We start from the raw sequence: 22428 nt of genomic DNA, 5'->3' as shown, positions 1-22428 counted from the left end.
ACGCTTACCACCACAACACCCCCCTCTCCCCCACCCCCCCCCCCCCCCCCCCCCTCTCCCCCCCCCCCCCCCCCCCCCCCCCCCCCCTCCCCCTCCTTTCTCTTTCCCCCCCCCCCCCCCCCCCCCCCCCGCGGTCCGGCACGGACGCCACGAGCCGTACGGGCACGCCGGCCGTGCCCCGGCCGAGGAAAGGAGGCGGTGCCGTGATGCACCGGCGGTGGCACACTCTGGCGGTGGTCGTCGCGTCGTTCCTGCTCACCGTGGTGACAGCACCACCTGCCGCGACGACGACCGGATACTTCGAATACACCGAGCCCGGCCCGGTCCACACGATCAGGGATTTCTCGGCGAACGGCTGCCACACTTATCTGCGGGCCTCAGGGCAGCTGTGGAACATGACCGATGTCACGGCGGAACTGTACACCTCGGTCAACTGCTCAGGGAACTTCTCGCAAAAGGTGCAGCCCAAACGGGAATCGCATGCGACCTTCAACAGTGTTCTGTTCAGGGTGCGCCCGCATTCAGGTTACTTCCGGTACCGCGAAGCTGGGCAGCCGAAAAGGCTGCACAATCCCCGCAGTAATGCCTGTTTCACGCTGCGGAGTGACGGGTTCGTCCACAACGCGACGAACAAGACAGTCCAAATCTGGACCGATGAGGAAGCCTGCCAAGGCACTGCGGATCATTTTCTCCGAAAGGACCAGCATTCCGACGCGCTGTCATTCGAGAGCGTGCAATTCATCAGGTAGCCGGTGGCTTCGGACGGCCGACGGCTTTGCCGACTGATGGGCGACGCCCGGCGTCCCGTACCCGGTATCCGCACCCTGTGTCCCGTGTGCGGATGCCGGCCGGGGCCTCGCCCGAGCCGCCCGTCCCGAAAGCGCTGGGCCGCGGGCCGGCCGGGATGGATACTGATCTTCATGCGTATCGACTTCGACCCCGAACAGTACGACCGGCAAGGCTTCTACCGGCTGCTCACGGCGACCGTGGTTCCGCGGCCCATCGCCTGGGTGTCCACCATCTCCGCCGAGGGCGTGGCCAATCTGGCTCCGCACTCGTTCTTCAACATCGCCTGCGTCGCGCCGCCCATCCTGCAGTTCTCGGCCGTCGGGCGGAAGGACTCCCTCCGCAACATCGAGGAGACCGGCCAGTTCGTGGTGAACCTGGCGCCGGAGGAACTCGCCGGGCAGATCAATGAGACGGCGACCGACTTCCCGCCCGGGGTGAGCGAGTTCGACGAGGTGGGAGTGGACGCCGAACCGAGCCTGCGGGTCAAGCCGCCGCGGGTCGCCGCCTCGCCGGTGGCCTTCGAGTGCGAACTGCACAGTGCGACGCGGTTCGGCGACTCGACCGTCGTCTTCGGCCGGGTGATGCACGCCGCCGTGTCGGAGGAGGTCATGACCGACGGCCACCCGGAGATCCGGAAGATGCGGCCGCTGTCCCGGCTGGGCAAGGACGAGTGGGGGACGATCGGCGACGTACGGGAGATCTCGCGCATCCGGTACGCGGACTGGCAGGGACCGGCGGCGGGAGCCTGACCGGCGAGCGGGGAAGGAGTAGCGCGTTTCGCCCCCCTCCCCCTCGCGTCCACTTCCGCATCACCCTGGTCTCCGAGACTCTTCAGTGACCCGGCCCGCAGGCGTAGCGGGCCACCGGCCACTGGAGATGCGATGACGAGATCGACGGGCTGCTCCGCCGCGGCGCCGGAACTCCCGCTGGACCCGGCGCCGGCACCGGCCCCGGACCCCATGGGGGCCTCGCGCGCCTCCGTGGGGCCGTTCAGCCGCCGTACCGCGCTGCGTGCCGTCGCGGCGACGGCGGTCGGCACGCCTGCCCTGGCCTACGGAGGCGGCACCGCGCACGCCGCACGGGGCGACCGGCGGCTGCGCGCCATGACGTTCAACCTCCGGTACGCCTCGGACCAGCGGCCCAACTCATGGCCCGAACGCCGCCCCGTCATGCGCAAGTTGCTGCACCGCGCCGCGCCGCACCTGCTCGGTACGCAGGAGGGCCTCTACCACCAACTGCAGGACATCGCGGAAGACCTCGGCGACGATTACGCCTGGCTGGGCACGGGACGGGCGGGCGGCAGCCGCGACGAGTTCGCCGCCCTCTTCTACGACATCCGCCGGCTGGCCCCGGTCGAGTACGACCACTTCTGGCTCTCCGACACCCCGTACCTGATCGGTTCGGCGACGTGGGGCAACACCGTCATCCGGATGGCGACGTGGGTGCGCTTCCGCGACCTGCGGACCGGCGGCGAGTTCTACGCCCTCAACACCCACCTCGACCACCTCAACCAGTACTCGCGCGAACGCTCCGCCGAGCTGATCACCGACCGGCTGCGCGCTCTGGACCCGGCACTCCCACGCATCGTCACCGGCGACTTCAACGTCCCCGCCCACAACAACCCCGTGTACGACACGATGCTCAGCCGGGGCGCGCTCGTGGACAGCTGGGACACCGCCGGCTCGCGCAGCACCCTGTACGCCACCTACCACGGCTACCGGCCGCTGGTGCGGGACGGCGAACGGATCGACTGGATCCTCACCTCGCCGTCGGTCCGGACCCACCGCGCAGTGATCGACACCTTCTCCGAGGGCGGGCAGTTCCCCAGCGATCACCTGCCGGTGCGCGCGCTGCTGGAGTTGCCCGAGGCGTCCAAGGCGTCCGAGGCACCCAAGGCGTCCGAGGCCTGAGCGGTACCGCCGCTACGGCTCCCCCCGCCCCGGACCCGGAGCCCGGCCAGCAGGTCGTGCGTCGCGGCCGCCACCGCGTCCACGGCCTGCTCGAACACCTCCCGGTTGTGCGCGGCCGGCGCGCGGAATCCGGAGACCTTGCGGACGTACTGCAAGGCCGCGGCCCGTATGTCCTCCTCGGACACGTCGGGCGTGGCAGGGGGCCTGAGCGTCTTGATGCTGCGGCACATACCTCCAGTGTGCCTCGCCACCCCGCCCGGGACAGGCGATTCGCCGCATTCAATCAAACACGTGCTCGAAATGCGCTCCCGCCGTCCCCCACGGCATCCCCCTCTGCTGAAATGCCGACATGAACGATCAGGAGCACGCCCAGCACCCTCGCCACCCATCCCGTGCCGAACGCCCACCGGCCGGCCTCCCCCTCACCCCCGCCGTCCGAGACCGCCTGGCCACCGAGCGGATCGTCTGGCTGTGCACGCTGCGCCCGGACGGATCGCCGCACGTCACGCCCGTCTGGTTCGTCTTCGTACGCGGCGCCTGGTGGATCGGGGCGGAACGCACCTCGGTGAAACTGCGCAACATCACCAACGATCCACGGGTCTCGCTGGCCCTGGAAGGCGGTGAGGCCCCCGTCGTGGCCGAGGGACGCGCAAGGGTGTGGCACGTGCCGCCGGGCGCCGGAGCGTCTCCCGGTACCGCTGCGCCGTTCCCCGGCACCGCCGAACCGTCTCCCGATACTGCCGAAGCGTCTCCCGGTACCCCCGTGCCGCCCGCGGTGGTCGCCGCGTTCCTCGCGAAGTACGACTGGGACCCGACCGAGATGCCCCCGTCGGCGTCGGGCCGGGTGCTTTTCGAGGTGCCGGTCGACCGCTGGCTGCTGGCGGGCACGGCTCAGTAGCCCCTCCCGGCAGCCCTGCCTCAGCAGCCCCGCCCAGTAGCCCCGCCCGGTGGTCCGCCCTACTCCAGGCCGGTGACCCGGAGCGTGATGTTGAGGCGCCCGCTCGTCAGCCCCGTCGCGGGGTCGCCGGTCCCCGGACGTACCTTCGTCACCCCGTGGTAGGCGAACCGCGACGGCCCGCCGAAGACGAACAGGTCGCCGGAGGCCAGCTCGGTGTCGGTGTAGGGCCGGCCGCGGGACTCGGAGTTCCCGAAGCGGAAGACGCAGGAGTCGCCGATGCTGAGCGAGACGACCGGAGCGCTGGACCGTTCGTCCTTGTCCTGGTGCATGCCCATCGTGGCCCGGCCGTCGTAGAAATTGATCAGAGCGGTGTCCGGTGTGTAGCCGTCACCGGCGGTCGCGTCCTCGTACGCGTCGACCAGCGCCGCCCGTCCCAGCTCCACCAGCCAATCGGGAAACGGGGCGACCCGGGCACCGTTGACGTCATCGGCGGTGCGCTTGTACATGTACGGCTGCCAGTGCCAGCCCAGGCACACCGTCTGCACGGACATGACGCCGCCGCGCGGCAGCCGGGTATGCCGGATCGGCACCGGCCCCCGAGCCCAGTCGCGGCACGCGACGACCAGCTCTCGCTGCCGCTCCAGGGGCAGCCAGCCCGGCACGTGCACCGCGCCGGGCGCGGGCCGAGACCGTACGCGCTCCGTACCGCCGAAACGGGGCAGGGGCAGGGGCAGCGGCATGTCCACAGCAACCTCACTCCCCATTCCGATCCTGGCCCCGATCCCGATCCCGATCCCGATCCCGGTCCCGGCCCGGTCCTGGCCGGCGTGCGAGCGGCAGGGCATCCGCTCCACCGCCTCTTACCGTCCCTTACCGCTCCTTACCACCCTATTTTCCCCCACCTGCCCGCTCGGCTACTCCGCGGGCGACACAGGCCCCGCGGGCTCCGCGATCAGCGCGGTGGCGATCCGCCGGAAGCCGAGCCGCTCGTAGATCCGTGCCACGTCGTCGTTGTTCGCCGACAGGAACACCGTACGGACGCCCCGCTCACGGGCGTCTGCCACCAGCGCGGCGGTGACCGCGAGGCCCAGACCGCGGCGGCGGGCGCTGGGCAGCGTCCCGACGCCGACGACCTCGCTGACCGCGCCCACCGGCTGGTGCTGACCGGCACACAGCGCGGCGCCGTCCTCCTCCGCCACCGCCACGGCGGTGTACCCGTTCTGTATGCGCTCCGCCACGGCGTCCACCGACCCGTCCTGGACGAGCTGCCGGACCGATTCCGCCAGCTCGCGGGCGCCCGCCGCGCCGATCCGGGTGTCGGGCTGCCCGAAGGCGACGTGCGGTACGGCGACGGCGTACGGCAACACCGGGTCCCCGGCCTCCACCATCCGGACGCGCACCGCCGCTCCGGCTCCGGCCGCAAATCCCGCTCCGCCTCCGTCGCCGTCCCTCTCCGCCTGGCTCTCGCTCAGGTCCAGGGCGAGCAGCGGGTGCTCATGCACCACGAGGCCCGACTCCTCCACCGCGGCGCGCAGGTGCGGCGTGTTCTCGGAGACCCATTCGAAGCTCTCGGGCACGCCCAGCTCCCGTTGCCGGGCCCGGACCCTGTCCACGTCGGCGGTGCTCACCGCGTCACCCGTCCGTTCCCGTGCGGGCCGCGCGTAGTACGGCCAGCCCCGGCCGTCGCGTACGAAGAGAGTCAGTGCCCCGAAGTCCTCGGCCCGGGCGGCGCTGCGCGGAACGGCGTCGTAGTACTCCTCGATCCGGTCGAGCAGCTGCTCCAGCAGCAGGTCGGCGTGACGGTTCTGGTCCATCTCGGCAGCGTTCACGCCCGCATCCAAGCAGCGGTACGCCACCCACCGCCAACGGTTTACGATCACCCACCGTCGCGGCACTCCGTTCCGCTGGCGTCCTCCTCCGCCCGTACGGTCGGCTACCGGCTACCGGCTACCGGCTACCGGCTACCGGCTACCGGCTACCGGCCGCCGACTCGGGCGGCCTCGACGACGGCCCCGCGCACCGCGAGCGTCCATATCTCCAACAGCCGCGCGTACTCCGCACGGTCCTCGGCCGTCCACGACCGGCCGCGGCGGGCGCGCACGAACCGCCGGATCGCTTCGTTCGCGTCGGCGGCGGTAGGGGGCGCACCCATGCAAGGGGGAGGAGTTGGGGGCATGCCGTCCATGCTAGGGGCGGCCACTGACAACGGGCCCGCGCCGAAGTTCCCCCGGCCGCCGCACCGCTGTGCCGGCGCGGCCCCGTGCGCCGTACACACGCGGCTGACCTGCCATGACCGTTACATGCCCGGCGCACGGGATTCTCCGTATGTGTCCAGACCCACACCCTCTGCTCACGTCCCGCCCACCACCGTCCCTCGTCCTCGCCCTCCCTTCCTCCCTGTAGGCCAACCGGGTATATCGGGGGAAAAGGCGCGTTTCTCCTTTCATATGACCGAAGGGCGAGGGTTGAATCGGAGCGTCAGTCACTCTCAGCACGCATCAAAGGAGGATGTTGGTATGCGTTCTGTCATGCGTCCGCTCTTCGTCGGCCTCGCGGTGGTGGGCCTGTCCGCCGCCGGCGTGGTCGCGGCCCAGGCCCACGGTCACGACGACGACGAGGTCAACATCAGCAAGTACACCAACGCGCCGAGCCACGCCTCGCACAACTGGGGCAGTGGCAACTGGAACTCGGCCGCCCGATTCGGGGACCTGGAGCAGGACTGATTGCCCCAGCTCCTTGATGGCGGGCACATCCGGCATCCCACCGGATGTGCCTGCCGGCACACGAACGGTCCGGGCGAGGCGCCTCTCCCGCCTCGCCCGCCGACCCGCAGTCAGGGGCGCCCGCCGTCATGACGAACGACGACGACACTCCCGAGCAGCAGATCGCCCTGCTGCAAGCGCGGCTGCGGCGCGCGCAGTTCGAGCTCGCGCAGCTCACCCGCAGGCGTGACGAGCTCGAATCCGCGCTGAAGTACGTGGTCGACCAGGCGGGTGGCGCGGTGACCGTCACCCGGCAGGACCGCGACCGCCTGCGCGCCGTCGCCCGCGTACACATGTGGTACGAACACTCCGACGGCAGCTGGCACTACGAACTGCACTGAAACAGCCCGGACTCCGACTCGGTCTTCGGACCCTGCCTTGGGCCCGGACGGCCGCTCGCGCAATTCCCCGCCCTCGCCTCCTTTCAACGGCTCCGAAATGGGTATCACACAGAAAACCCACCCCACTGTGCGCCTCGGAGCCGCGGATGCAGCATGCCCCGCCCATGCCCGGAGACATTGGACTCACCCGAATCAACGGCAATGTGGGCCACTTGATCCGTATCGGTCAGTGGCTGAACGGAAACGGATTCGGCGAATACCAGCACGCCTTCCTCGTACTCCCCGACGCGATGCTCATAGAAGCCGAACCCGGCGGCGCGACCATCCGTTCCCTGTCGGCCTACGACGGCGTGGACGTACTGTACGTATGCCCGGAGGGCCTCACCGACGGCCAACGTGACGCGCTGTGCGCCGCGGGCCGCCGTTACGAGGGCGTCCCGTACAGCTTCCTCGACTACCTGGCCATCGCCGTGCACCGCCTCCGCCTGCCCTTCCCGGGACTTCGGCGCTATGTCGCCGCCACCGGCCACATGATCTGTTCCCAACTCGTCGACCAGAGCTACCAGGACGCGGGCGTCCGCCTCTTCGACGACGGCCGCTGGCCCGGCTATGTGACCCCCATGGCCCTGTACCAACGCCTGGCACACTGACCCCACGGCGCACTCCCGAACGCGTCGTCCGGCAATGTCCCTCCGCGAGTCGGAAACCAGCTCGCCACGGCCAGCGACACCTTCACCCTGCAACGTGCCGCACCCACCTATGGCCAAGGAATTGACACATCGCAGGTACTCACCAACAAGGCATAGCGGGCAGCCACTCAAAGCGGCTGCCCGCTATGCCCTCGGCACATCGGATGCAGGCACGAACTGCGCGCAATTCCAGAGGCATCCGAAGTGAAGTCGTATGGCGTACGTGCCCTCTGCGCCGCCGACAGTGAGCTGTCCGTTGGTGCTGAGGGTGCGGGCATTGCAGCGGTAGAGCATCGGCAGGATCTGCACGTGGCTGCTCAGGATGTGTCAGGTGTGCAGTTCTGCGTCGTTCCATGCCACGGCAAGAACAGGACCGACGGACGGTTTGGCGGCGGCGAGTGCCGTCACGAGGGCCGGTAGTTGACCGACGGGGCCTCCATCGGCTCCTCGGACGTCTTCCGCAAACGGATCGTTCCGTCGAAGCCTGAGCTGAAGACGAATGCCATGCTTCCCGCCGCGTCTTGTACGCAAGCGACAGCGGAAACAAGAACGCTGTGCAGACGGCAGGACCGCGGCGCCGGCTGATACCCGGCAAGGGACCAAAGACGGACGGTCCCATGGCTGTCACCGACGTCTGCCAGGGACGCCTGGGAGCATGAGCCGAGGGCCGTAGGCATGAGGTCCCCGGCTTCCGGCACAGTCTGTCCGTGGTGATGGATGTGGGATCACGGAGCGCATTCCGTCGGTGGCGTCAGAGATCATTGTTCGGTGATGACGATCTCGCCGTGCGGGGACGTGCTGTTCATGGCGGTTCTCCTGGACGGGGTACGGCGTGTGGCGAGAGACGGTGGCAGGGCCCGGCGGAGCAGGCGGGGGGTATCGGTTTGCCCTCGCCCGGGGACTCTGGGGGAGAGCGGGTGACGGAGGCCGGCGCAGATGCGCCTGGTGCGGGATGATCAGCGGATGATCTTGACGCCGAAACGGCCGCCGAGGGCCAGGCCGATGGCGGTGTGCAGGTGGGCGTACATCTCCATGCCGCGGGCGGCGGGCAGAGGGCCGAGGTCGATGATGTCGTGCCAGCCGTAGGACCGCAGCAACTCGGCGGCTGTGTCCTTGGCATCGCTGTGGTCGCCGGCCAGCAGGGTGGTGTGGTCGCCGTCGGCGAACTGTTCGGGATGGGTGACGGTTTCCTGTTCCTGGGTGACGAAGGCTTTGACGACCTTGGCGGCGGGCAGGGCGCGTTGGATCTGTTCGGCCAGGCTGTCGGTGTCCACCGGTTCCAGGCGCGGCATGACGCCCCAGGGGGTGGGCCAGGGGCGGTCGGCCTCGTCGGGCTGCTGGTAGATGTAGGGGACGGCATAGTCGATGAGGGTCTTGCCGGCCAGGGCGGTGGAGGGGAGGGCGGCCAGGGTCTGTACGGCATGGGCGCCGTCGATGCCGTTGATGACCAGGTCGGCGTCCCGGGCCGCCTCGAAGAAGGTGTGCAGAGCGATGTCGGGGTGGGCGCTGTGGAAGTCCTGGTAGGGCGGTGTGCCCATCATGTCCGGTTCGGTACGGGTCAGGGTGGCTTCGGCGTTGCGGGTACCGACGGTGACCTGGTGTCCGAGTTCGCTCAGGCGGGCGGTGTGGCAGCGGGCACCGGGGCCGGTGCCGAGAACAGCGATCTTCATGGTGGGTCTCCTCATACCGCAGGTGCGCGGCGGGGGTGTGTGCCGAGCGTGGTGATGCGCTCGACCTCTTCCGGGGTGAACCGCAGGTCGGCGGCCCGGAGGTTGCTGGTGATGCGGTCGGGGCGGGCGGATTTGGGGACGACGGCGATGCGGTGGGCCAGGTGCCAGGCCATGACGACCTGCGCGGGGCTCGCGCCGTGGGTGTCGGCGATTTCGGTCAGGACGGGGTGGCTGGAAGGTGCCCAGCCCGAGCAGGGGCATGACGGTGCCGCCCGGCAGAGTGGTGGTCGGCAGGTTCACAGGTTCAGGGACTTCCTGTGCTGTACGTCCGGCCGGCCCCGGCCCGGCCCCCAGGGCCTCGGAGGCTCGGACAGACCGGTGGGGGCCGGGAGACGGGGTTCAGCCGGGGTGGTTCACCTGGCGGTCCAGGTCGAGGGTGAGCTGGAGCGCGTCCAGCACACTCGCGGGGCCGATCTGGTTCTCCGCTTCGCCGCGCACCACCTCCAGGGCATGGTCGATCATGGCGGTGTACTGGTCGGCGGTCGGCAGCTGGAGCTCGTGCGCGCCCTCGGCGGTGTAGGCGGTGACGGTACCGGAGGGTTTGCCGTCGAAGCCCATCGTGGACGTGGCGTCCAGGACGCCGTGCTCGAAGGTGGCGGTGTAGCCGCCGCGGGCTCCCCACGCCTGGGGCATCAGCGAGGAGATCGAGCTGCGGGCCGCCGCGCCGTCGAAGCGGAAGGCGGCGTCGATGGCCCCGGAGTCCGCGCCGCGCGCCACGGTGGTGACGGTGGTGGCCCGGGGCAGGCCGAGGGTGCGGGTGAGGATGTCCATGTCGCTGTGCAGTGCTTCCAGCGGCAGGACCTTCAGCCCCAGCGAGGCGCCCGGCCAAAGGTGCGCGGTCAGGTTCCACAGCGTCAGATGCTCCAGGCGCCCGTAGGTGCCCTGGTCCACCGCGTCGAACAGGGCCTGGTTGGCCGGGATGAACCGCTCGAACATGTCGACGAACACGTGCTTGTCGCTGTGCGCGGCGGCCTCGGCCACCCGCTTCGCGTCCTCGATGTCATCGGCCAGCGGCAGCTCGACCAGCGCATGTTTGCCCGCCTGAAGGGCGCGCAGTACGAAGTCGGCGTGCAGCGGGAGCGGCAGGCAGATGTCCACCAGGTCGAAGGAGCCGTCCTCGAACGCGGCGTCCATATCCGTCGAGGAGGCGAACCCGAACTGACCCGCCGTCTTCGCGGTCTTGGCCGCATCCCGGCCGAACATCACCACCTCCACATCGCCACGAGCGGCATAGGCGGCAGCGTGTGCCTGCCCGAAACCGGTTCCCAGCAGTGCGATCTTCATCTCTTGTCTCCTTTGCGGCGGGTGGGGCCCCGGCCGCTCCGGCCGATAACACGGCAGGAGTAGCCGGGAGAGCGGGCTCAGCGGGTCGTGGGCGGGGTGGGCCGGCAGAGGAGGCCGAAGCGGTTGCCGCGGGGGTCGCGGATACGGGCGCGGACCGGGCCGCCGGGTACGGAGCGCGGTTGCTGCTCCACCCGCGCGCCGTCCTGCTGGGCCGCCGCGGCGGTGGCGGCGACGTCGGTGACCAGGAAGGCGGGCATGACGTAATCCGCCGCACTGCCGTTGTCGCCGCTGTGATCCTGCAAGAGACCAGCGGGGTGCTCGGCGCCGGGCCCGAAGACGGCCAGGCTGGGCACGTCACCGATGGTGCCGTCCTTCTCGAACCGCCAGCCGAAGCCCTGGGTGTAGAAGTCGGTGGTGGCCTGGACGTCGGTAGTGCCGATCTCGAATCCGGCCATCGATCCGGGCTTCGGGGTGAAGGCGGCCTGCTGCATGTACTCCTCGGTCCCGGCGATGCGCTCCTCGAACCGCTGGGAGGTGGACTGGGAAAAGAGGGAGAACAGGTTGCCGCGCGGGTCCTTCAGCCGCGCGAAGACGGTCACGTCCCCCACCGGTGTGGCCGGTACGACGATCGTGGCGCCCAGCCCGGTGAGCGTCGCGACGTCGGCGTGGACGTCGGTGGACAGGATGGAGAGGTTGATGGCTTCGTCGCCGGTGTCGCCCTGCTGGATCGCGCCCATCGGCCACGGCGCGCCGGGGGCGAGGATGCGGGTGTAGGTGCGGCCGTCGATGGAGGAGTCCGGGTCGAGTTCGAACGTCCAGCCGAGGAGGGGGCCGTAGAAGCCGGTGACGGCCCGGGGATCGGTGGTGCCGATCTCGAACCAGACGACCTGGCCGGGAGACATGAAGCTCATGATTGTTCCTTTCGTGCGACCGCGTACATGGCATGTGCCGCGGGTTGGGTCCTCCGCGTCGAGGCTGGCTCGCCCCCAGACGCGGGCCCGCGTCAGGAGCGGATGAGTGACCTCGCGCGGGGCCCGCGGCGGGTCAGGCCACCGGAACCGGGGTGCCCGGCTGCTCGGACCGCCTGGCCGGACCGGCAGCCGGCTTCTTGGTTCCGGCGGTGCGGGGCAGGGCGGACAGCAGGGCGAACGCGGCAACGAACGCGGCCGCCACGTACCACAGGGAGCCGGTGAAGGCGTGCGGCATCCGCGCGGCCTGGGTGGCGGGGGCGCCGTGTCCCAGGCGGGCGAAGAAGATCACCGAGGACAGGGCGACACCGACGGCCTGGCCGAGCTGGACGGTGGTGTTGGTCAGCCCCGACGCGGAGCCGGCGTGCTCGTGGGGGACCTCGGAGAGAGTTACGTCGGTCAGCGGAGCGATGATCAGTCCCATGCCCAGGCCCATCGGTATCAGCGGAACGATGGTCTGCCACATCGCGATGCCGGAGCCGTAGTGCTGGGCCAGGCAGGCGAACAGCAGCATTCCCGCCGCCGCCAGCAGGGCGCCCGCCTGTAGGACCACGCGGCCGAAACGGGGCACCAGGACCTGCATGGACATCCCGGCACCGGCCAACATCGCCGCCGACAGCGGCAGCCCCGACAGTCCGGCCTTCAGCGGCGAGAAACCCAGCCCCAGCTGGAGGTAGAGGGTCCAGGCCAGGAAGAACACCCCCGAGGCGAGGCCGAACATCAGCTGCACGCCCTGCCCGCCGGCGAAACTGCGCCGGGCGAACAGCGACAGCACCACCAGCGGCGAGCCACCCCGCCGCAGCAGGCGCCGTTCCCAGGCGACGAAGATCGCCAGCACCGGCACGGACGCGGCCATCGATACGTAGGTCCAGGCGGGCCAGCCCAGCTCACGGCCCTGGGTCAGCGGCAGCACCAGCGCCAGCAGCCCGGCGCTCGCCAGCACCATCCCGACCAGGTCCAGACGGGCGGCGCGCTCGGCCCGCGACTCGCTGACCACCAGGGCGCCGGCGATCAGCCCCGCGATGCCCAGCGGCAGGTTGACCAGGAAGATCGGCCGCCAGCCCAGCCCGAACAGATCACCTTGCACGAGCAGCGCGCTGACCAGCGGGCCGGCGATCGTACCCAGCGACATCACCGCACCGTAGATGCCGAAGACCTTGCCGCGCTCCCGCTCGGGAAACGTGACGTGGATGATCGACAGCACCTGCGGCACCATCAGGGCCGCCGTCGCGCCCTGCGCGACGCGCCCGGCCAGCAGCAGCTCCGCGTTGCCGACGACGCCGCAGACCAGCGAGGTGACGGTGAAGCCGACGACGCCGAGCAGGAAGACGCGCTTGCGGCCGAACAGGTCGCCCAGGCGGCCACCGGTGATCAGCCCGAGCGCGAACGCCAGCGCGTACCCGCCGGTGATCCACTGCACCTGCGCCGACGAGGCGCCGATGTCCTGCTGGATGTGCGGAACGGCCATGTGGACGACGGTGACGTCGACCGCGTCCATGAACGAGGCGATCAGCACCACGGCCAGCGCGGCCCATCTGCGCGGATCAACCGCATTTACGGCGTTTCGGGGTTCTTTGTTCTCGGACATGCCGTCCAAGCTAGAACCCTTTTAGGACACGTCGCGTCCGTAAAGAGAGGCAATCTGGAAGGCATGACGACCGACCTGCCTGCCCGGATGCTTCGCCTGCTGTCCCTGCTGCAGACCCGCCGCGAATGGTCCGGCACCGAACTCGCCGAACGCCTCGGCGTCACCGGCCGCACCATCCGCCGCGACATCGACCGCCTGCGCGACCTGGGCTACCCCGTCGAAGGCACCACCGGCCACGCCGGCGGCTACCGCCTCGCCTCCGGCACCGCCATGCCCCCGCTGATCCTCGACGACGACGAAGCCATCGCCACCGCCGTCGCCCTGCGCACCGCCGCCGGCCACCTCACCGGCATGGAGGAAACCTCCCTGCGCGCCCTGGCCAAACTCGAACAAGTCCTGCCCGCCCGGCTGCGCACCCAGGTCGCGGCCGTGCAGCAGACGACGGCCACCATCGGCTGGGAAACCCGCGGCCCGCGCGTCGACCCCGAGCTGCTGGGCAGTCTGGCCGCCGCCTGCCGCGACCATGAGAGCGTCACCTTCGACTACACCACCCGCCACGGCGGCCGCGCCGCCCGCCGCGTCGAGCCCCACCACCTCATCGCCTCCGGCGGCCTGTGGTACCTCCTCGCCCACGACACCGACAAGAACGACTGGCGCATCTACCGCCTCGACCGCATCACCAGCCCAGCCCCCACCCGCCACCACTTCACCCCCCGCCCCGTCCCCGGCGACGACTCGGCCGCCTACGTCGCCGACAAGATCGCGACCGCGCCGACCCGCTACCGCGCCATCGCCACCATCCACGCCCCCGCCGACACCGTCCGCCGCCGCACCTGGGCCCTGGCCACCCGCATCCGCCCCCTCGACGAGGCCAGCTGCACCGTCGACTGCTCCAGCAACCACCTCCCCGGCATCGCCCGGACACTCACCGCCCTCGACGCCGACTACACCCTCGATGCCGACCCCGAGGTGACCGCCTACCTCCGCCAGACCGCCGCACGCATGCAACACGCCACCACCTCATGACCGCCGGACCGACACCCGAGACTTCCGAGTGGCAAACGCGTTCACCGGCGTGCTCTGGTGGGCCGGCCGAGCAAGTCAAGGCGGCAACGCCTGCCCGGTGCCGCCACGCCTCACCGGCCGACGATCCGGTACACGAAGCCGTCACGCGTGGGGCGCACTTGCTGCGCGGCGTGCCCTCATCAACCAGCTAAGCGCGTATCCAGAAGTGCCGCGCGTAAAGGCATTTGGGTCCTCCGACGCGGGAGGCATTGACACGGCCCTCGCCGGGCGTTCGATCGAAGTGTCAGCAACGTCCGCCCGCCCGGCGAGGTTGTGGTCAGTGTGCGCCCGCCCACCGTGTTCGCCAATGCGTCCGTCAACGAGTCCGAAACGTCGGAGGCCACGGTCGGCTCGTCCAGAGAGGTGATGCGTTTTTTCCGCCGACGTAGCCGGCGTCGAGCCATGGGACGGCGTCGGTGTAAGTGGCGGTCCGTGGTCCCGTCGCCGGGTAATCGGATCCCGTACGACTCGTCGACCGCGAGTCCCGTACCGAGCAGCGGCACGAGCACGACGACGCAGCCGGCCGCGACGACGGCACAGACCTGCCGTACGGGGAAGGAGCGCGCGCTCCGCGCGCTTCCGGTGCGGGTGGATCGCCGTCGGTGCGCGCCGGTTCGGGGCCGGTAGCCGACTGGGGACGGGGCTGCGGGGCGGGCTGACGTGGATTCATCCCGCGATCGGCCCGGCGCCCGAAGCACCGGGCAAGCGATGGGCATCCGCAGATCACACAACCAGGCCACCGGTACGGCGCCGTACGCACCCGCCCGGATTCAGGCGTCCCGCCGCATGCACACCCGTTCCCACCGGTCGAGCCCCAGCTCCGTCTCCCGCTGCCGGATCGCGCGCAGCCCCGGCGTGATCTCGGCGTCGCTCAGCACGCGGAATCCGAGCTGGGCGTAGTACGGGGCGTTCCACGGCACGTCCGCGAAGGTGGTGAGGGTGACCGACGGCAGCCCACTGTCCCGCCAGGCCCGCTCGATCAGCGCCCGGCCGGCCCCACGGCGCGCGCCGTCCGGATGCACGGAAACCTGCTCGATGTGTGCGCAGCCGTCGACCGGCTCCCACAGCAGGTACGCGAGCGGCCCCCTGTCCGTGGCCGCCAGTGCCCGCCCCGCCCGCTGGTAACGCTCCAACTCTTCCAACGACGGCGGCTCGTCATCCGCGATCCGGCCCGTCCCCCGTCCCCACCTTCCGGAACTTCTCCCCGGCAGCCCGCTCGATGTCGCGCAACGCGGCGAGTTCGGTCGGCGAAGCCGGACGCATGACGGGGGAGTGGGGCTCAGACGTATCCCTGGAGGCACCGTCTCAGAGGGGCCGGCACTCGGCAGCCGATTTTCGGGCGCGCCTCTGCACCGCTCGGCGTTCCGGCGCCGCTCACGGCACGTGCGGATGCTTGCGCCGGCCGGTATCGGTACCGGCCGGCGCAAGCCGGGCGTCACACGCAGTCGGACGAGCGGATCACACGCCGGTCCACATGGCACGGCCGGCGTCCAGGGAGCCCTGGCCGTTCCCCGGGTACCACATGAGTCTGCCGTTGCCCCAGACGGCGGCGAGGTCGCCCTTGCCGTCGCCGTCGAAGTCACCACCGGTGATCTTCTTCATGCTCAGCCAGCTGTTGTTCTGCCAGAGCTTGCGTCCCGCGTCGAGGCCGCCCTTGTTGTTGCCCGCGTACCAGTAGAGATCGCCGTTCCCCCAGACGGCGGTGATGTCGTCCCGGCCGTCACCGTTGACATCGCTGGTGCCGACGAGGCGCATGGTGCGCCACGACTTGTCCGGCCACATGGCGTGCCGGGTGCCCGCCAGCGTGCCGTCCTCCTTGGTGGCGTAGGCGTACAGCGAGCCGTCGCTCCACTGTCCCAGCAGGCCGTCCCGGCCGGAGCCGTCGGCCTTGAAGCGGGTGACCTGCTTCATGGTGTCCCAGGACGCGTCCGACCACATCTTCCGGCCGGCACCGAGCATGCCGCCGTCCGTGCCCGGGTAGAGGTGGATGGTTCCGTCGTTCCAGATGCCGACGAGGTCCGCCTTGCCGTCGCCGTCGAAGTCACCGCCGATGATGTTCTTCATGGCCGACTTCCAGGTGTTGTCGTACCACAGCGGGCGGCCGTATTCGAGGGTGCCGTCCGCCGTGGCGTAGAAGGCGTGCAGCGTGCCGTCGCCGATGACGGCCGCGATGTCCGTGCGGCCGTCGCCGTTGAAGTCCGCGGAAGCGATCAGGTCGGTGACGTCCGTGGACAGCGCGTCCCGGAACATCACCTGCTGCATCCAGTGCTTGTCCACGCGGGTGTCCACGGCACCGGTGCGGCTCTCGTCCACCCCGAAACACCCGCTCTGCCAGGAGGACCGGTTGACGGCCACCAATTCCGCACGGCCGCCGCTCTCCCTGAAGGCTGGACCGCCGGTGTCGCCGGCGCAGACACTCGCGTCGTCGGGTGACGCACCGGTGAGGGCGATGGAGGTCGTGTCGACCGAGCCTATGGCGAATTCCGCGGTGTGCAGCCGCTCCGGTGCCCACTCGTCCCGCGTGCGGCCGTAACCCGCGACCCGCAGCACCTCGCCCGCGGCAGGCGGGGTGGCCGCCAGTCCGACCGGGGCCGTACCGCGGACCGGCTCGGCCAGCCGCGCCATGACGAGGTCGCGATGGGCGTGCGGTACCAGTTCGACGACGTCCGACACCTGTCCGCCCGCACCGCTCAGATCCGTACGCCCGACCGTCGCCACGGTCTTGTCCGCGGGCTTTCCCGCCGCGACGGTGGCCTCCTGCCCGGGACGGTCGGCGAAGCAGCTGCTCGCGGTGACGATCCACTGCGGTCCGACCAGGGCACCGGTGCAGGCCCGCTTTCCTGACCCGATGTCGAGCTGAGCGGTGAAAGAGTACGCGCCGTTTTCGGCGGCCTTGCCGACGACGGCCTGCGCCGGCGCGGCACACATAAGTCCTGCGGCGGTGGCGATCGTAGCGATACCGGTCATCCACGCAGCGCGTGGACGCGTGCGAAACACGTTGTATTCCTCGATGGTTGTTCGGGGTGTGGGGGCGCGGTGACGAGATCCGCGAGTCGCCGCCCGTGAAATCCGGGCCCGCGTCACTTCGACGCGAAGATTTCCAGGAGGGTGTGGTCGCGCTCCTTCGGCAGGTCAGCGGTCTCACCGACCTCCGTCCATTCGTTCTTGAGGACGTCGAACGACACCTCTTCGCCCTGCCTGCTCATGTTGACGCTGACTTTGTAGTCGTTGCCCATGACGGCGTACACCTTGGGGAGTTCCATGCTCAGGTAGCCGGACTTGCCCGTCACCCGAAAACAGAACTTGCCCTTCTTGCTGCGGGCGTAGACCTCCAGCAGGCCCGGCCGGCTGCCGCAGTCGACCAGCACGATGTGCCCATCGCCGCGCTTGAGCCGGATGCCCCGCTCTTTGAATATCTTGTCGGCCTGCGGGTAGTTGAAGTCCTCCACCGCGGTCGGCGGGGTATCGGGGGAGCCGGTGTCCGCGGCGGCCGAGACGCCGGAACCGGTGAGTACCGTGGCGCCGAGGACAAGTGTGGCGGTCAGCGCCCGGGTAAGCAGCTTCATTCGAGTCTGGCTTCCTGCATACGTAGGGGAAAAGTGCGCGCCTGCACATGCGCGCACGTGACCGGCGCGATTCTGCGAAGCCGAGGCCGGCTGGATGCCGATATACCGGCGGAAGGGCAGCGAGGCTTGGGCTTCAGGGCGGCGGAACATTGCTATCACCCAGACGCATGTACAGGGAAATTAGGACAGGGGGGAACAAGCCGCAGCTCTTCGGGAGCAGTGATGTTCACATATTCACATGCCCGGCTGATGCCCCGTCAATCAACCTCGTTGACAGGTGATTTGAAGATGCTGGTGATTGTCGGCAAGCCTCAATTGTTTCGGGGAGGTCACGATTCGAAATACCCCTTGTGTCTTGCACATGCTTAACTGTGCGGCTGCGTGCGCCTCAATATCCGGCGGCACGCTGCGGGCCCGCATCTTGGGCCCGATGAGTTGTTGAGGGGACATGAGAACAAAGCGAACGACTCCGCTACGCATATCGAGAGCATCTTCCGCGGTCGTACTGACCACGGTGTTGGCCGTGATCGCAGGAGATTTCGGTGCCTCGGCAGCCGTGGCGGCTACGGCCGGGCCGACGGCGGGCGGCAAGGCGTCCGCCGACGCGCGCGGCAAGGTCTACAACCTGTGGTGCTCCGGCGGAAAGGGAGTCAGGGCAGCGGCCGAAAAGGCTTTGGCCGGCTCTGACGAGGACGTGCAGCACTTCCTGAAGACCACTTACCGGACCGCTTCGGAGGAAGACGAGCAGGTCGCCGTCCTGAAGATGATGGGCTCGGGCGGAAAGGGGCTGCGGCAGGCAGCCCAGAAGGCCATGGACGGCTCCCCCGAGGACAAGCGCGCATTCCTCGCGTCGGGCTGGAAGGCCCCCTGGGAGGAAGACCTGCGCATTTCGGTCCTTCGCCTGAAAGGCCAAGCGGACCGGGGAGTCAGGGAAGCCGCCCAGGAGGCGCTCGATGACGGCTCGGTCGACGCCCTGTTCGACTTCCTCGTGGAAGGCCGGGGCGAAGCGCAGGAGGAGGACGACCGGGTCGCTCTCCTGAAGGCCGTCCACACCGGTGGGCCCGAAGTGCAGAAGGCCGGACGGCAGGCGCTCAAGGGGTCCGCGGCGGACGTCAGCGAGTTCCTGCGCAGCGGACAGTACCTCGCACAGTCCCGCGACCAGGAGCGCATGACGGTCGCGCAGCTCGCGGAGGCCGCCAAGGAAGCCGGCAAGCGGGCCCGCCAGGAGACGGCCGCGGCCAAGGAGGCCGGCGAGCGGGCGGCCGACGCCGCCGCGGCTGCCAAGAAGGCCGCGGTCCTGGCGGCGCAGCAGACCGCTGCCGCCAAGGACTCCTCGGAGCAGGCGGCGGGCGCCGCCGGCCGGGCGGCGAACGCGGCCAAGGCGGCAGCGTCAGCGGCCCGGACGGCCATCGGCGCTGCCCGGCAGGCCCACTCGGCCGCCCGCATCGCGGCGAACGCCGCCTCGGCCGCGGCCTCGGCGGCTGCCGCTGCGGGACAGGCCGCCGCGCGCGCCTACCACTCGGCCAACGCGGCGGCACTGAACGCGGGCCAGGCCGCGACGGCCCGCAAAGCGGCGGAGGATGCCAGGAACGCGGCGAAGAACGCCGTGGCGGCCTCGGAAGCCATCGACCAGGCGCTGCGGGCGGTCAATGAGGCCGTCGGCGCCGCCAAGTCGGCCGCACAGGCCGGTCGGAACGCCGCCGAGGCCGCCGACGCCTCCGCCGAGGCCGGCCGTCACTCGCAGACCGCCGGGGCGCAGGCGCGGCGGGCGACCGCCGCCGCTGCCGAGGCACGGCAGGCCGCGGGCATCGCCACGCGAGCGGCCACCTCCGCCGGGAACCTGGCCAACCGGGCGGCCACCGCGGCCCGCCAGGCCCGTACCGCCGCCCGTGACGCCGCGGACCATGCCAACAAGGCGGCGGACGCGGCGGACGAGGCCGCGAAGCAGGCGGGGAAGGCCACCGACGCGGCGAACCAGGCGACCAGGCACGCCGACGCGGCGAGCGAGGCTGCGAAGGCCGCCGGTACGGCCGTGGAGCAAGCACGTGATGTGGAGAACGCCGCGCGCGAGTCCGAGGCGGCCCAGCTGAAGACCGACACGGAGCTGGCCGTCCAGGACGCCAAGGAGGAGCGCGCGCGCTACGAGAAGCGGCAGTCCCGCAGCGATGAGGAGCGGGCCGAGTCCGCGCGGGTCGACGCGGCCACGAAGAAACTCCTGGCCGAGGCGGGCGAGCCCGGGACCGACGCGGCGACCGCGGTCCACAAGGCACGGACTGCCGCCCTGCGCCTCGCGGAAACCGGCGGGCCGTGGACCCGGGACGCCGCCGGACTGGCCCTTTCCGGCACCGACGCCGATGTCAGGGAATGGCTGACCCGTGGCCGCGGGATCGCCGCCGAGCAGGATGACCGGGCTCGGGTGGCGCATTTGACGGAGTCGGACGTACCGGCGCTGCGCAAGGCCGCCACCGCCGCGGTGACCGGCTCCGCGAAGCAGGTGGAGGACTTCCTGCAGACCGGCCAGTACGAGAGCCGGACCGAGGAATACCGGGTCCGGGTGCTGAAGATCATGCACACCGGCGGCCGGGCCGTGCGGGAAGCCGGCAACAAGGCCATCAATGCCGACACCCCCGAGGCGTTCCGGCAGTTCCTGCACAGCGGCCAGTACACGGCACGCGAAGAGGACGACCGGGTGGCCGCCCTCAAGCTCAAGCACGCCGGCGGGGCCTATGTGAAGGCGAACGCGGAAATCGCCCTGAACGGGTCGCCCGACATGCTGCGGCAGTTCGTCACGGTCGGCCAGTACAAGGCGGCCCGGCAGGACTACGACACCGCCGTTCATGTGGCCGGTGTGCGCCGGCTCCTCGCCGACGCGGCACGCTCGGCCGCCTCGGCGCAGACGGACGCCGCCACCGCTCAGAACGTCGCGGCCACCGCACGTGACAACGCCGCCAAGGCGAACGAGTACGCGACTGCAGCACGGAAATCGGCCGACCAGGCCCGGCGCTACGCCGAGGAGGCCAAGACGTCGGCCGACGACGCCGAACTCTCGGCCCGGAACGCTTCACACTCCGCCCAGCAGGCGCGGAAAGCCGCCGAGTCCGCCCGGCGTGATGCCAAGGCAGCCGGCCGGTCCGCATCCTGGGCCAACTATTCCGCCAGTAAAGCCGCCGCCTACGCGCACGATGCCTATGCCTCGGCGGGCCGGGCGAGTGCCTCCGCGTTGGCTGCGGGGAAGGATGCCGAACTGGCCGCGAAGGCCGGCACCGAAGCGCTGGACACAGCGGTCCGGAAATTCATCGAACAGATGGTCGGAGGTGCCGGCGAAAAGCCTGCGAACTCGATCGAGATCCGGGACGAGAACGGACACCCCTACATCAGCGATCAGGACGACGAGAAGAAGCACCCGCCCTATCACGAGCCGAGCTTGTTCGAGAAGTGGCTGCGCGGGCTCAACGCGCCCCCCGGCGGGAACGCGATACAAATCGGAATCGGCGGCGCGGAGATGTTCGCCTGCTACATGGGTTCCATGTCGTGCGACCTGTTCAAGCACTGGGAGGGGCGTTCCGGAAAGCCGTATCAGTTCAGTCCGGAAGAGATGCGCAGCCTCTACGACAACCCCACGTTGCAGAAGCACCTGAACGAGCGTCTCGACAGGTACACGCGACGGGCAGCGAGCAAGTGCAAGGGACCGGTCGGATCGTCCTGCCCGGTCGATCTCGACAGCAACTGGCTGGGCTTCACCTTCAAGCACCCCGGGTCGAAGGACCACATCTTCGCCCTGCACTCCATCCAGTACCGGGTCAGCGGTAATCTCAAGGCGACGGTGGTCAACGACAACGAGGTCAAGCTCTCCGGAGGGTACCGGCTCGACGTGAAGAAGGAATACAACTTCGACACGGACAAAGATCCGATCATGGTGCACGGCATACCCGTCAACGTGGATCAGCTTGCCCTGGCGCCGAGTCAAGGGTATGCCCGCGATTACACGGTGCAGGGAAGCATGAATGCCGGCATCGACCGGACCGGTCGTCGCTAGCGGCACAGAACGACCCCGAAAGTTGGTGAAGGAGATCTCATGAGGACGCGGCCGTCAACACCCGGCGGACAGCCCACGCACCGGCGATGGGTAGGGGCTGCCGTCGCGGCTGCCCTCGCCATTTGCCTGGCGGGCTGTGGCGGGGACTCGGGTGAGAGGGATCCTCGGGCGTATCCCGGCAGCCCGGCCGGGCAGCGTATGGAATCCGTTCTCCAGGCGTATGGCCTTGAGCTTCCGCCGTGCGAGAAGAAGGATGTGGGTTTTTCCGGGTCGAAGGAGTACACCAACGAAAGCCTGAACCTCAGCTTCAAGGCCGATAAGAAATGTGTCGACACGTTCCTTGAGAAGCACGGGGTGAAAGTCGACAGCCCCGTTCGCTGGCCGTACACGGTTCCTCCCTCGCCGCCTTTCCCGGAGGGTGACCTGAAACAGTTCGGGTGGTCGTTCGACCCGACGAAGGAGTACGACACCTATCACGGGTTCCACACGGTCAAGGGAAGTTATTTCCTCGTGGTGGTGGACCCGCGCGGGAGCCTGGAGACGGTGTACATGCAGGCGCAGGGTGCTCCGGGCGTCTGAGCCCTGGACGTTCGGGCCACCCGGACCCATGGTGACAATTGGGGGCGAGGGGTACGTAATTCCTCACCGCTGTCAACCACGGCGGGGGGGGGGGGGGGGGGGGGGGGGGGGGGGGGGGGGGGTTGTGGGGGGGGGGGGGGGGGGGGGGGGGGGGGGGGGTGGGGGGGGGGGGGGGGGGGGGTCTTTCTCCCCCCCCCCCCCCCCCCCCCCTACCGCCCGGAAT

The 22428-nt window shown here is 69.9% G+C and carries 21 protein-coding genes and 1 pseudogene; 10 read left to right on the top strand and 12 right to left on the bottom strand.

Annotated features, from left to right (window positions below; genetic code table 11):
• Positions 1 to 233 precede the first annotated feature (233 nt).
• From ACZ4Z1_RS28295 to ACZ4Z1_RS28285, 3 genes are all read left to right on the top strand, one after another.
• Positions 234 to 749, top strand: coding sequence for a hypothetical protein (locus tag ACZ4Z1_RS28295; RefSeq protein ID WP_468489452.1), 516 nt, complete (start codon positions 234 to 236; stop codon positions 747 to 749).
• 171 nt (positions 750 to 920) lie between these two features.
• Complete coding sequence (locus ACZ4Z1_RS28290) at positions 921 to 1538, top strand: flavin reductase family protein (protein ID WP_468489451.1); 618 nt, start codon at positions 921 to 923, stop codon at positions 1536 to 1538.
• A 210-nt stretch (positions 1539 to 1748) separates the two neighbouring features.
• Complete coding sequence (locus tag ACZ4Z1_RS28285; protein WP_468489469.1) at positions 1749 to 2699, top strand: endonuclease/exonuclease/phosphatase family protein; 951 nt, start codon at positions 1749 to 1751, stop codon at positions 2697 to 2699.
• Here ACZ4Z1_RS28285 and ACZ4Z1_RS28280 read toward each other — a convergent pair.
• A complete protein-coding gene (locus ACZ4Z1_RS28280; protein ID WP_468489450.1) occupies positions 2621 to 2929 on the bottom strand; it encodes a DUF2277 domain-containing protein in 309 nt (102 codons plus the stop codon). The two genes, ACZ4Z1_RS28285 and ACZ4Z1_RS28280, sit on opposite strands and share 79 nt — an antisense overlap.
• Positions 2930 to 3048: 119 nt before the next feature.
• On the opposite strand from ACZ4Z1_RS28280, the gene ACZ4Z1_RS28275 reads away from it, so the two are divergent.
• The gene (locus ACZ4Z1_RS28275) at positions 3049 to 3597 is read left to right on the top strand and encodes a pyridoxamine 5'-phosphate oxidase family protein (RefSeq protein WP_468489449.1); all 549 of its coding nucleotides are present in this window, start codon (positions 3049 to 3051) and stop codon (positions 3595 to 3597) included.
• 59 nt (positions 3598 to 3656) lie between these two features.
• On the opposite strand, the gene ACZ4Z1_RS28270 is transcribed toward ACZ4Z1_RS28275, so the two are convergent.
• The 3 genes from ACZ4Z1_RS28270 to ACZ4Z1_RS28260 form a co-directional block, all read right to left on the bottom strand.
• Complete coding sequence (locus ACZ4Z1_RS28270; protein WP_468489448.1) at positions 3657 to 4337, bottom strand: alpha-ketoglutarate-dependent dioxygenase AlkB family protein; 681 nt, start codon at positions 4335 to 4337, stop codon at positions 3657 to 3659.
• Between the two features lie 174 nt (positions 4338 to 4511).
• Positions 4512 to 5411 (bottom strand): GNAT family N-acetyltransferase, encoded by a 900-nt coding sequence (locus ACZ4Z1_RS28265; RefSeq protein WP_468489447.1) that lies wholly within the window; start codon positions 5409 to 5411, stop codon positions 4512 to 4514.
• A gap of 161 nt (positions 5412 to 5572) precedes the next feature.
• Positions 5573 to 5773 (bottom strand): hypothetical protein, encoded by a 201-nt coding sequence (locus tag ACZ4Z1_RS28260; RefSeq protein ID WP_468489446.1) that lies wholly within the window; start codon positions 5771 to 5773, stop codon positions 5573 to 5575.
• A 340-nt stretch (positions 5774 to 6113) separates the two neighbouring features.
• Between ACZ4Z1_RS28260 and ACZ4Z1_RS28255 the strand changes: the two genes are divergently transcribed.
• From ACZ4Z1_RS28255 to ACZ4Z1_RS28245, 3 genes are all read left to right on the top strand, one after another.
• Positions 6114 to 6320, top strand: coding sequence for a hypothetical protein (locus ACZ4Z1_RS28255; protein WP_159058142.1), 207 nt, complete (start codon positions 6114 to 6116; stop codon positions 6318 to 6320).
• A 128-nt stretch (positions 6321 to 6448) separates the two neighbouring features.
• The gene (locus ACZ4Z1_RS28250; protein WP_468489445.1) at positions 6449 to 6700 is read left to right on the top strand and encodes a hypothetical protein; all 252 of its coding nucleotides are present in this window, start codon (positions 6449 to 6451) and stop codon (positions 6698 to 6700) included.
• A 146-nt stretch (positions 6701 to 6846) separates the two neighbouring features.
• Positions 6847 to 7350: a hypothetical protein gene (locus ACZ4Z1_RS28245; protein ID WP_468489444.1), complete on the top strand. Its 504-nt coding sequence runs from the start codon at positions 6847 to 6849 to the stop codon at positions 7348 to 7350.
• Between the two features lie 995 nt (positions 7351 to 8345).
• On the opposite strand, the gene ACZ4Z1_RS28240 is transcribed toward ACZ4Z1_RS28245, so the two are convergent.
• The 5 genes from ACZ4Z1_RS28240 to ACZ4Z1_RS28220 all read right to left on the bottom strand — a co-directional run bounded on the left by ACZ4Z1_RS28240 (position 8346) and on the right by ACZ4Z1_RS28220 (position 12959).
• Positions 8346 to 9059 carry an NADPH-dependent F420 reductase gene (locus tag ACZ4Z1_RS28240; RefSeq protein WP_468489443.1) on the bottom strand — a complete coding sequence of 238 codons (714 nt, stop codon included), beginning with the start codon at positions 9057 to 9059 and terminating at the stop codon, positions 8346 to 8348.
• Between the two features lie 11 nt (positions 9060 to 9070).
• Positions 9071 to 9271 (bottom strand): aldo/keto reductase, encoded by a 201-nt coding sequence (locus ACZ4Z1_RS28235; RefSeq protein WP_468489468.1) that lies wholly within the window; start codon positions 9269 to 9271, stop codon positions 9071 to 9073.
• A gap of 187 nt (positions 9272 to 9458) precedes the next feature.
• On the bottom strand, positions 9459 to 10403 hold the full coding sequence (locus ACZ4Z1_RS28230) for a Gfo/Idh/MocA family protein (protein ID WP_468489442.1): 945 nt from the start codon (positions 10401 to 10403) through the stop codon (positions 9459 to 9461).
• A gap of 77 nt (positions 10404 to 10480) precedes the next feature.
• The gene (locus ACZ4Z1_RS28225) at positions 10481 to 11314 is read right to left on the bottom strand and encodes a VOC family protein (protein WP_468489441.1); all 834 of its coding nucleotides are present in this window, start codon (positions 11312 to 11314) and stop codon (positions 10481 to 10483) included.
• A gap of 133 nt (positions 11315 to 11447) precedes the next feature.
• Positions 11448 to 12959 (bottom strand): MFS transporter, encoded by a 1512-nt coding sequence (locus ACZ4Z1_RS28220; protein ID WP_468489440.1) that lies wholly within the window; start codon positions 12957 to 12959, stop codon positions 11448 to 11450.
• A gap of 63 nt (positions 12960 to 13022) precedes the next feature.
• Here ACZ4Z1_RS28220 and ACZ4Z1_RS28215 point away from each other — a divergent pair, with 63 nt between their 5' ends.
• Positions 13023 to 13985 (top strand): helix-turn-helix transcriptional regulator, encoded by a 963-nt coding sequence (locus tag ACZ4Z1_RS28215; RefSeq protein WP_468489439.1) that lies wholly within the window; start codon positions 13023 to 13025, stop codon positions 13983 to 13985.
• Between the two features lie 809 nt (positions 13986 to 14794).
• Here ACZ4Z1_RS28215 and ACZ4Z1_RS28210 read toward each other — a convergent pair.
• From ACZ4Z1_RS28210 to ACZ4Z1_RS28200, 3 genes and pseudogenes are all read right to left on the bottom strand, one after another.
• Positions 14795 to 15287: pseudogene (locus tag ACZ4Z1_RS28210) on the bottom strand (GNAT family N-acetyltransferase).
• 195 nt (positions 15288 to 15482) lie between these two features.
• Positions 15483 to 16991 carry a trypsin-like serine protease gene (locus tag ACZ4Z1_RS28205; RefSeq protein ID WP_468489438.1) on the bottom strand — a complete coding sequence of 503 codons (1509 nt, stop codon included), beginning with the start codon at positions 16989 to 16991 and terminating at the stop codon, positions 15483 to 15485.
• Positions 16992 to 17104: 113 nt separating this feature from the next.
• Positions 17105 to 17590, bottom strand: coding sequence for a hypothetical protein (locus ACZ4Z1_RS28200; RefSeq protein ID WP_468489437.1), 486 nt, complete (start codon positions 17588 to 17590; stop codon positions 17105 to 17107).
• A 523-nt stretch (positions 17591 to 18113) separates the two neighbouring features.
• Here ACZ4Z1_RS28200 and ACZ4Z1_RS28195 point away from each other — a divergent pair.
• Both ACZ4Z1_RS28195 and ACZ4Z1_RS28190 read left to right on the top strand, forming a co-directional pair.
• Positions 18114 to 21626 carry an ALF repeat-containing protein gene (locus ACZ4Z1_RS28195; RefSeq protein WP_468489436.1) on the top strand — a complete coding sequence of 1171 codons (3513 nt, stop codon included), beginning with the start codon at positions 18114 to 18116 and terminating at the stop codon, positions 21624 to 21626.
• 198 nt (positions 21627 to 21824) lie between these two features.
• Positions 21825 to 22205 carry a hypothetical protein gene (locus ACZ4Z1_RS28190; protein WP_468489435.1) on the top strand — a complete coding sequence of 127 codons (381 nt, stop codon included), beginning with the start codon at positions 21825 to 21827 and terminating at the stop codon, positions 22203 to 22205.
• Positions 22206 to 22428: the final 223 nt, after the last annotated feature.

This window comes from Streptomyces sp. NPDC030165 (assembly GCF_055573595.1).
Note: the sequence above shows the minus strand (reverse complement) of the source record. Positions and strands in the feature narration are given on the sequence as shown.

Bases quoted from the DNA above. Each gene is read 5' to 3' on its own strand.
- ACZ4Z1_RS28290 (WP_468489451.1), top strand. From the start codon at position 921: ATGCGTATCGACTTCGACCCCGAACAGTACGACCGGCAAGGCTTCTAC.
- ACZ4Z1_RS28285 (WP_468489469.1), top strand. From the start codon at position 1,749: ATGGGGGCCTCGCGCGCCTCCGTGGGGCCGTTCAGCCGCCGTACCGCG.
- ACZ4Z1_RS28280 (WP_468489450.1), bottom strand. From the start codon at position 2,929: ATGTGCCGCAGCATCAAGACGCTCAGGCCCCCTGCCACGCCCGACGTG.
- ACZ4Z1_RS28275 (WP_468489449.1), top strand. From the start codon at position 3,049: ATGAACGATCAGGAGCACGCCCAGCACCCTCGCCACCCATCCCGTGCC.
- ACZ4Z1_RS28270 (WP_468489448.1), bottom strand. From the start codon at position 4,337: ATGCCGCTGCCCCTGCCCCTGCCCCGTTTCGGCGGTACGGAGCGCGTA.
- ACZ4Z1_RS28265 (WP_468489447.1), bottom strand. From the start codon at position 5,411: ATGGACCAGAACCGTCACGCCGACCTGCTGCTGGAGCAGCTGCTCGAC.
- ACZ4Z1_RS28260 (WP_468489446.1), bottom strand. From the start codon at position 5,773: ATGCCCCCAACTCCTCCCCCTTGCATGGGTGCGCCCCCTACCGCCGCC.
- ACZ4Z1_RS28255 (WP_159058142.1), top strand. From the start codon at position 6,114: ATGCGTTCTGTCATGCGTCCGCTCTTCGTCGGCCTCGCGGTGGTGGGC.
- ACZ4Z1_RS28250 (WP_468489445.1), top strand. From the start codon at position 6,449: ATGACGAACGACGACGACACTCCCGAGCAGCAGATCGCCCTGCTGCAA.
- ACZ4Z1_RS28245 (WP_468489444.1), top strand. From the start codon at position 6,847: ATGCAGCATGCCCCGCCCATGCCCGGAGACATTGGACTCACCCGAATC.
- ACZ4Z1_RS28240 (WP_468489443.1), bottom strand. From the start codon at position 9,059: ATGAAGATCGCTGTTCTCGGCACCGGCCCCGGTGCCCGCTGCCACACC.
- ACZ4Z1_RS28230 (WP_468489442.1), bottom strand. From the start codon at position 10,403: ATGAAGATCGCACTGCTGGGAACCGGTTTCGGGCAGGCACACGCTGCC.
- ACZ4Z1_RS28225 (WP_468489441.1), bottom strand. From the start codon at position 11,314: ATGAGCTTCATGTCTCCCGGCCAGGTCGTCTGGTTCGAGATCGGCACC.
- ACZ4Z1_RS28220 (WP_468489440.1), bottom strand. From the start codon at position 12,959: ATGTCCGAGAACAAAGAACCCCGAAACGCCGTAAATGCGGTTGATCCG.
- ACZ4Z1_RS28215 (WP_468489439.1), top strand. From the start codon at position 13,023: ATGACGACCGACCTGCCTGCCCGGATGCTTCGCCTGCTGTCCCTGCTG.
- ACZ4Z1_RS28205 (WP_468489438.1), bottom strand. From the start codon at position 16,991: ATGACCGGTATCGCTACGATCGCCACCGCCGCAGGACTTATGTGTGCC.
- ACZ4Z1_RS28200 (WP_468489437.1), bottom strand. From the start codon at position 17,590: ATGAAGCTGCTTACCCGGGCGCTGACCGCCACACTTGTCCTCGGCGCC.
- ACZ4Z1_RS28190 (WP_468489435.1), top strand. From the start codon at position 21,825: ATGGAATCCGTTCTCCAGGCGTATGGCCTTGAGCTTCCGCCGTGCGAG.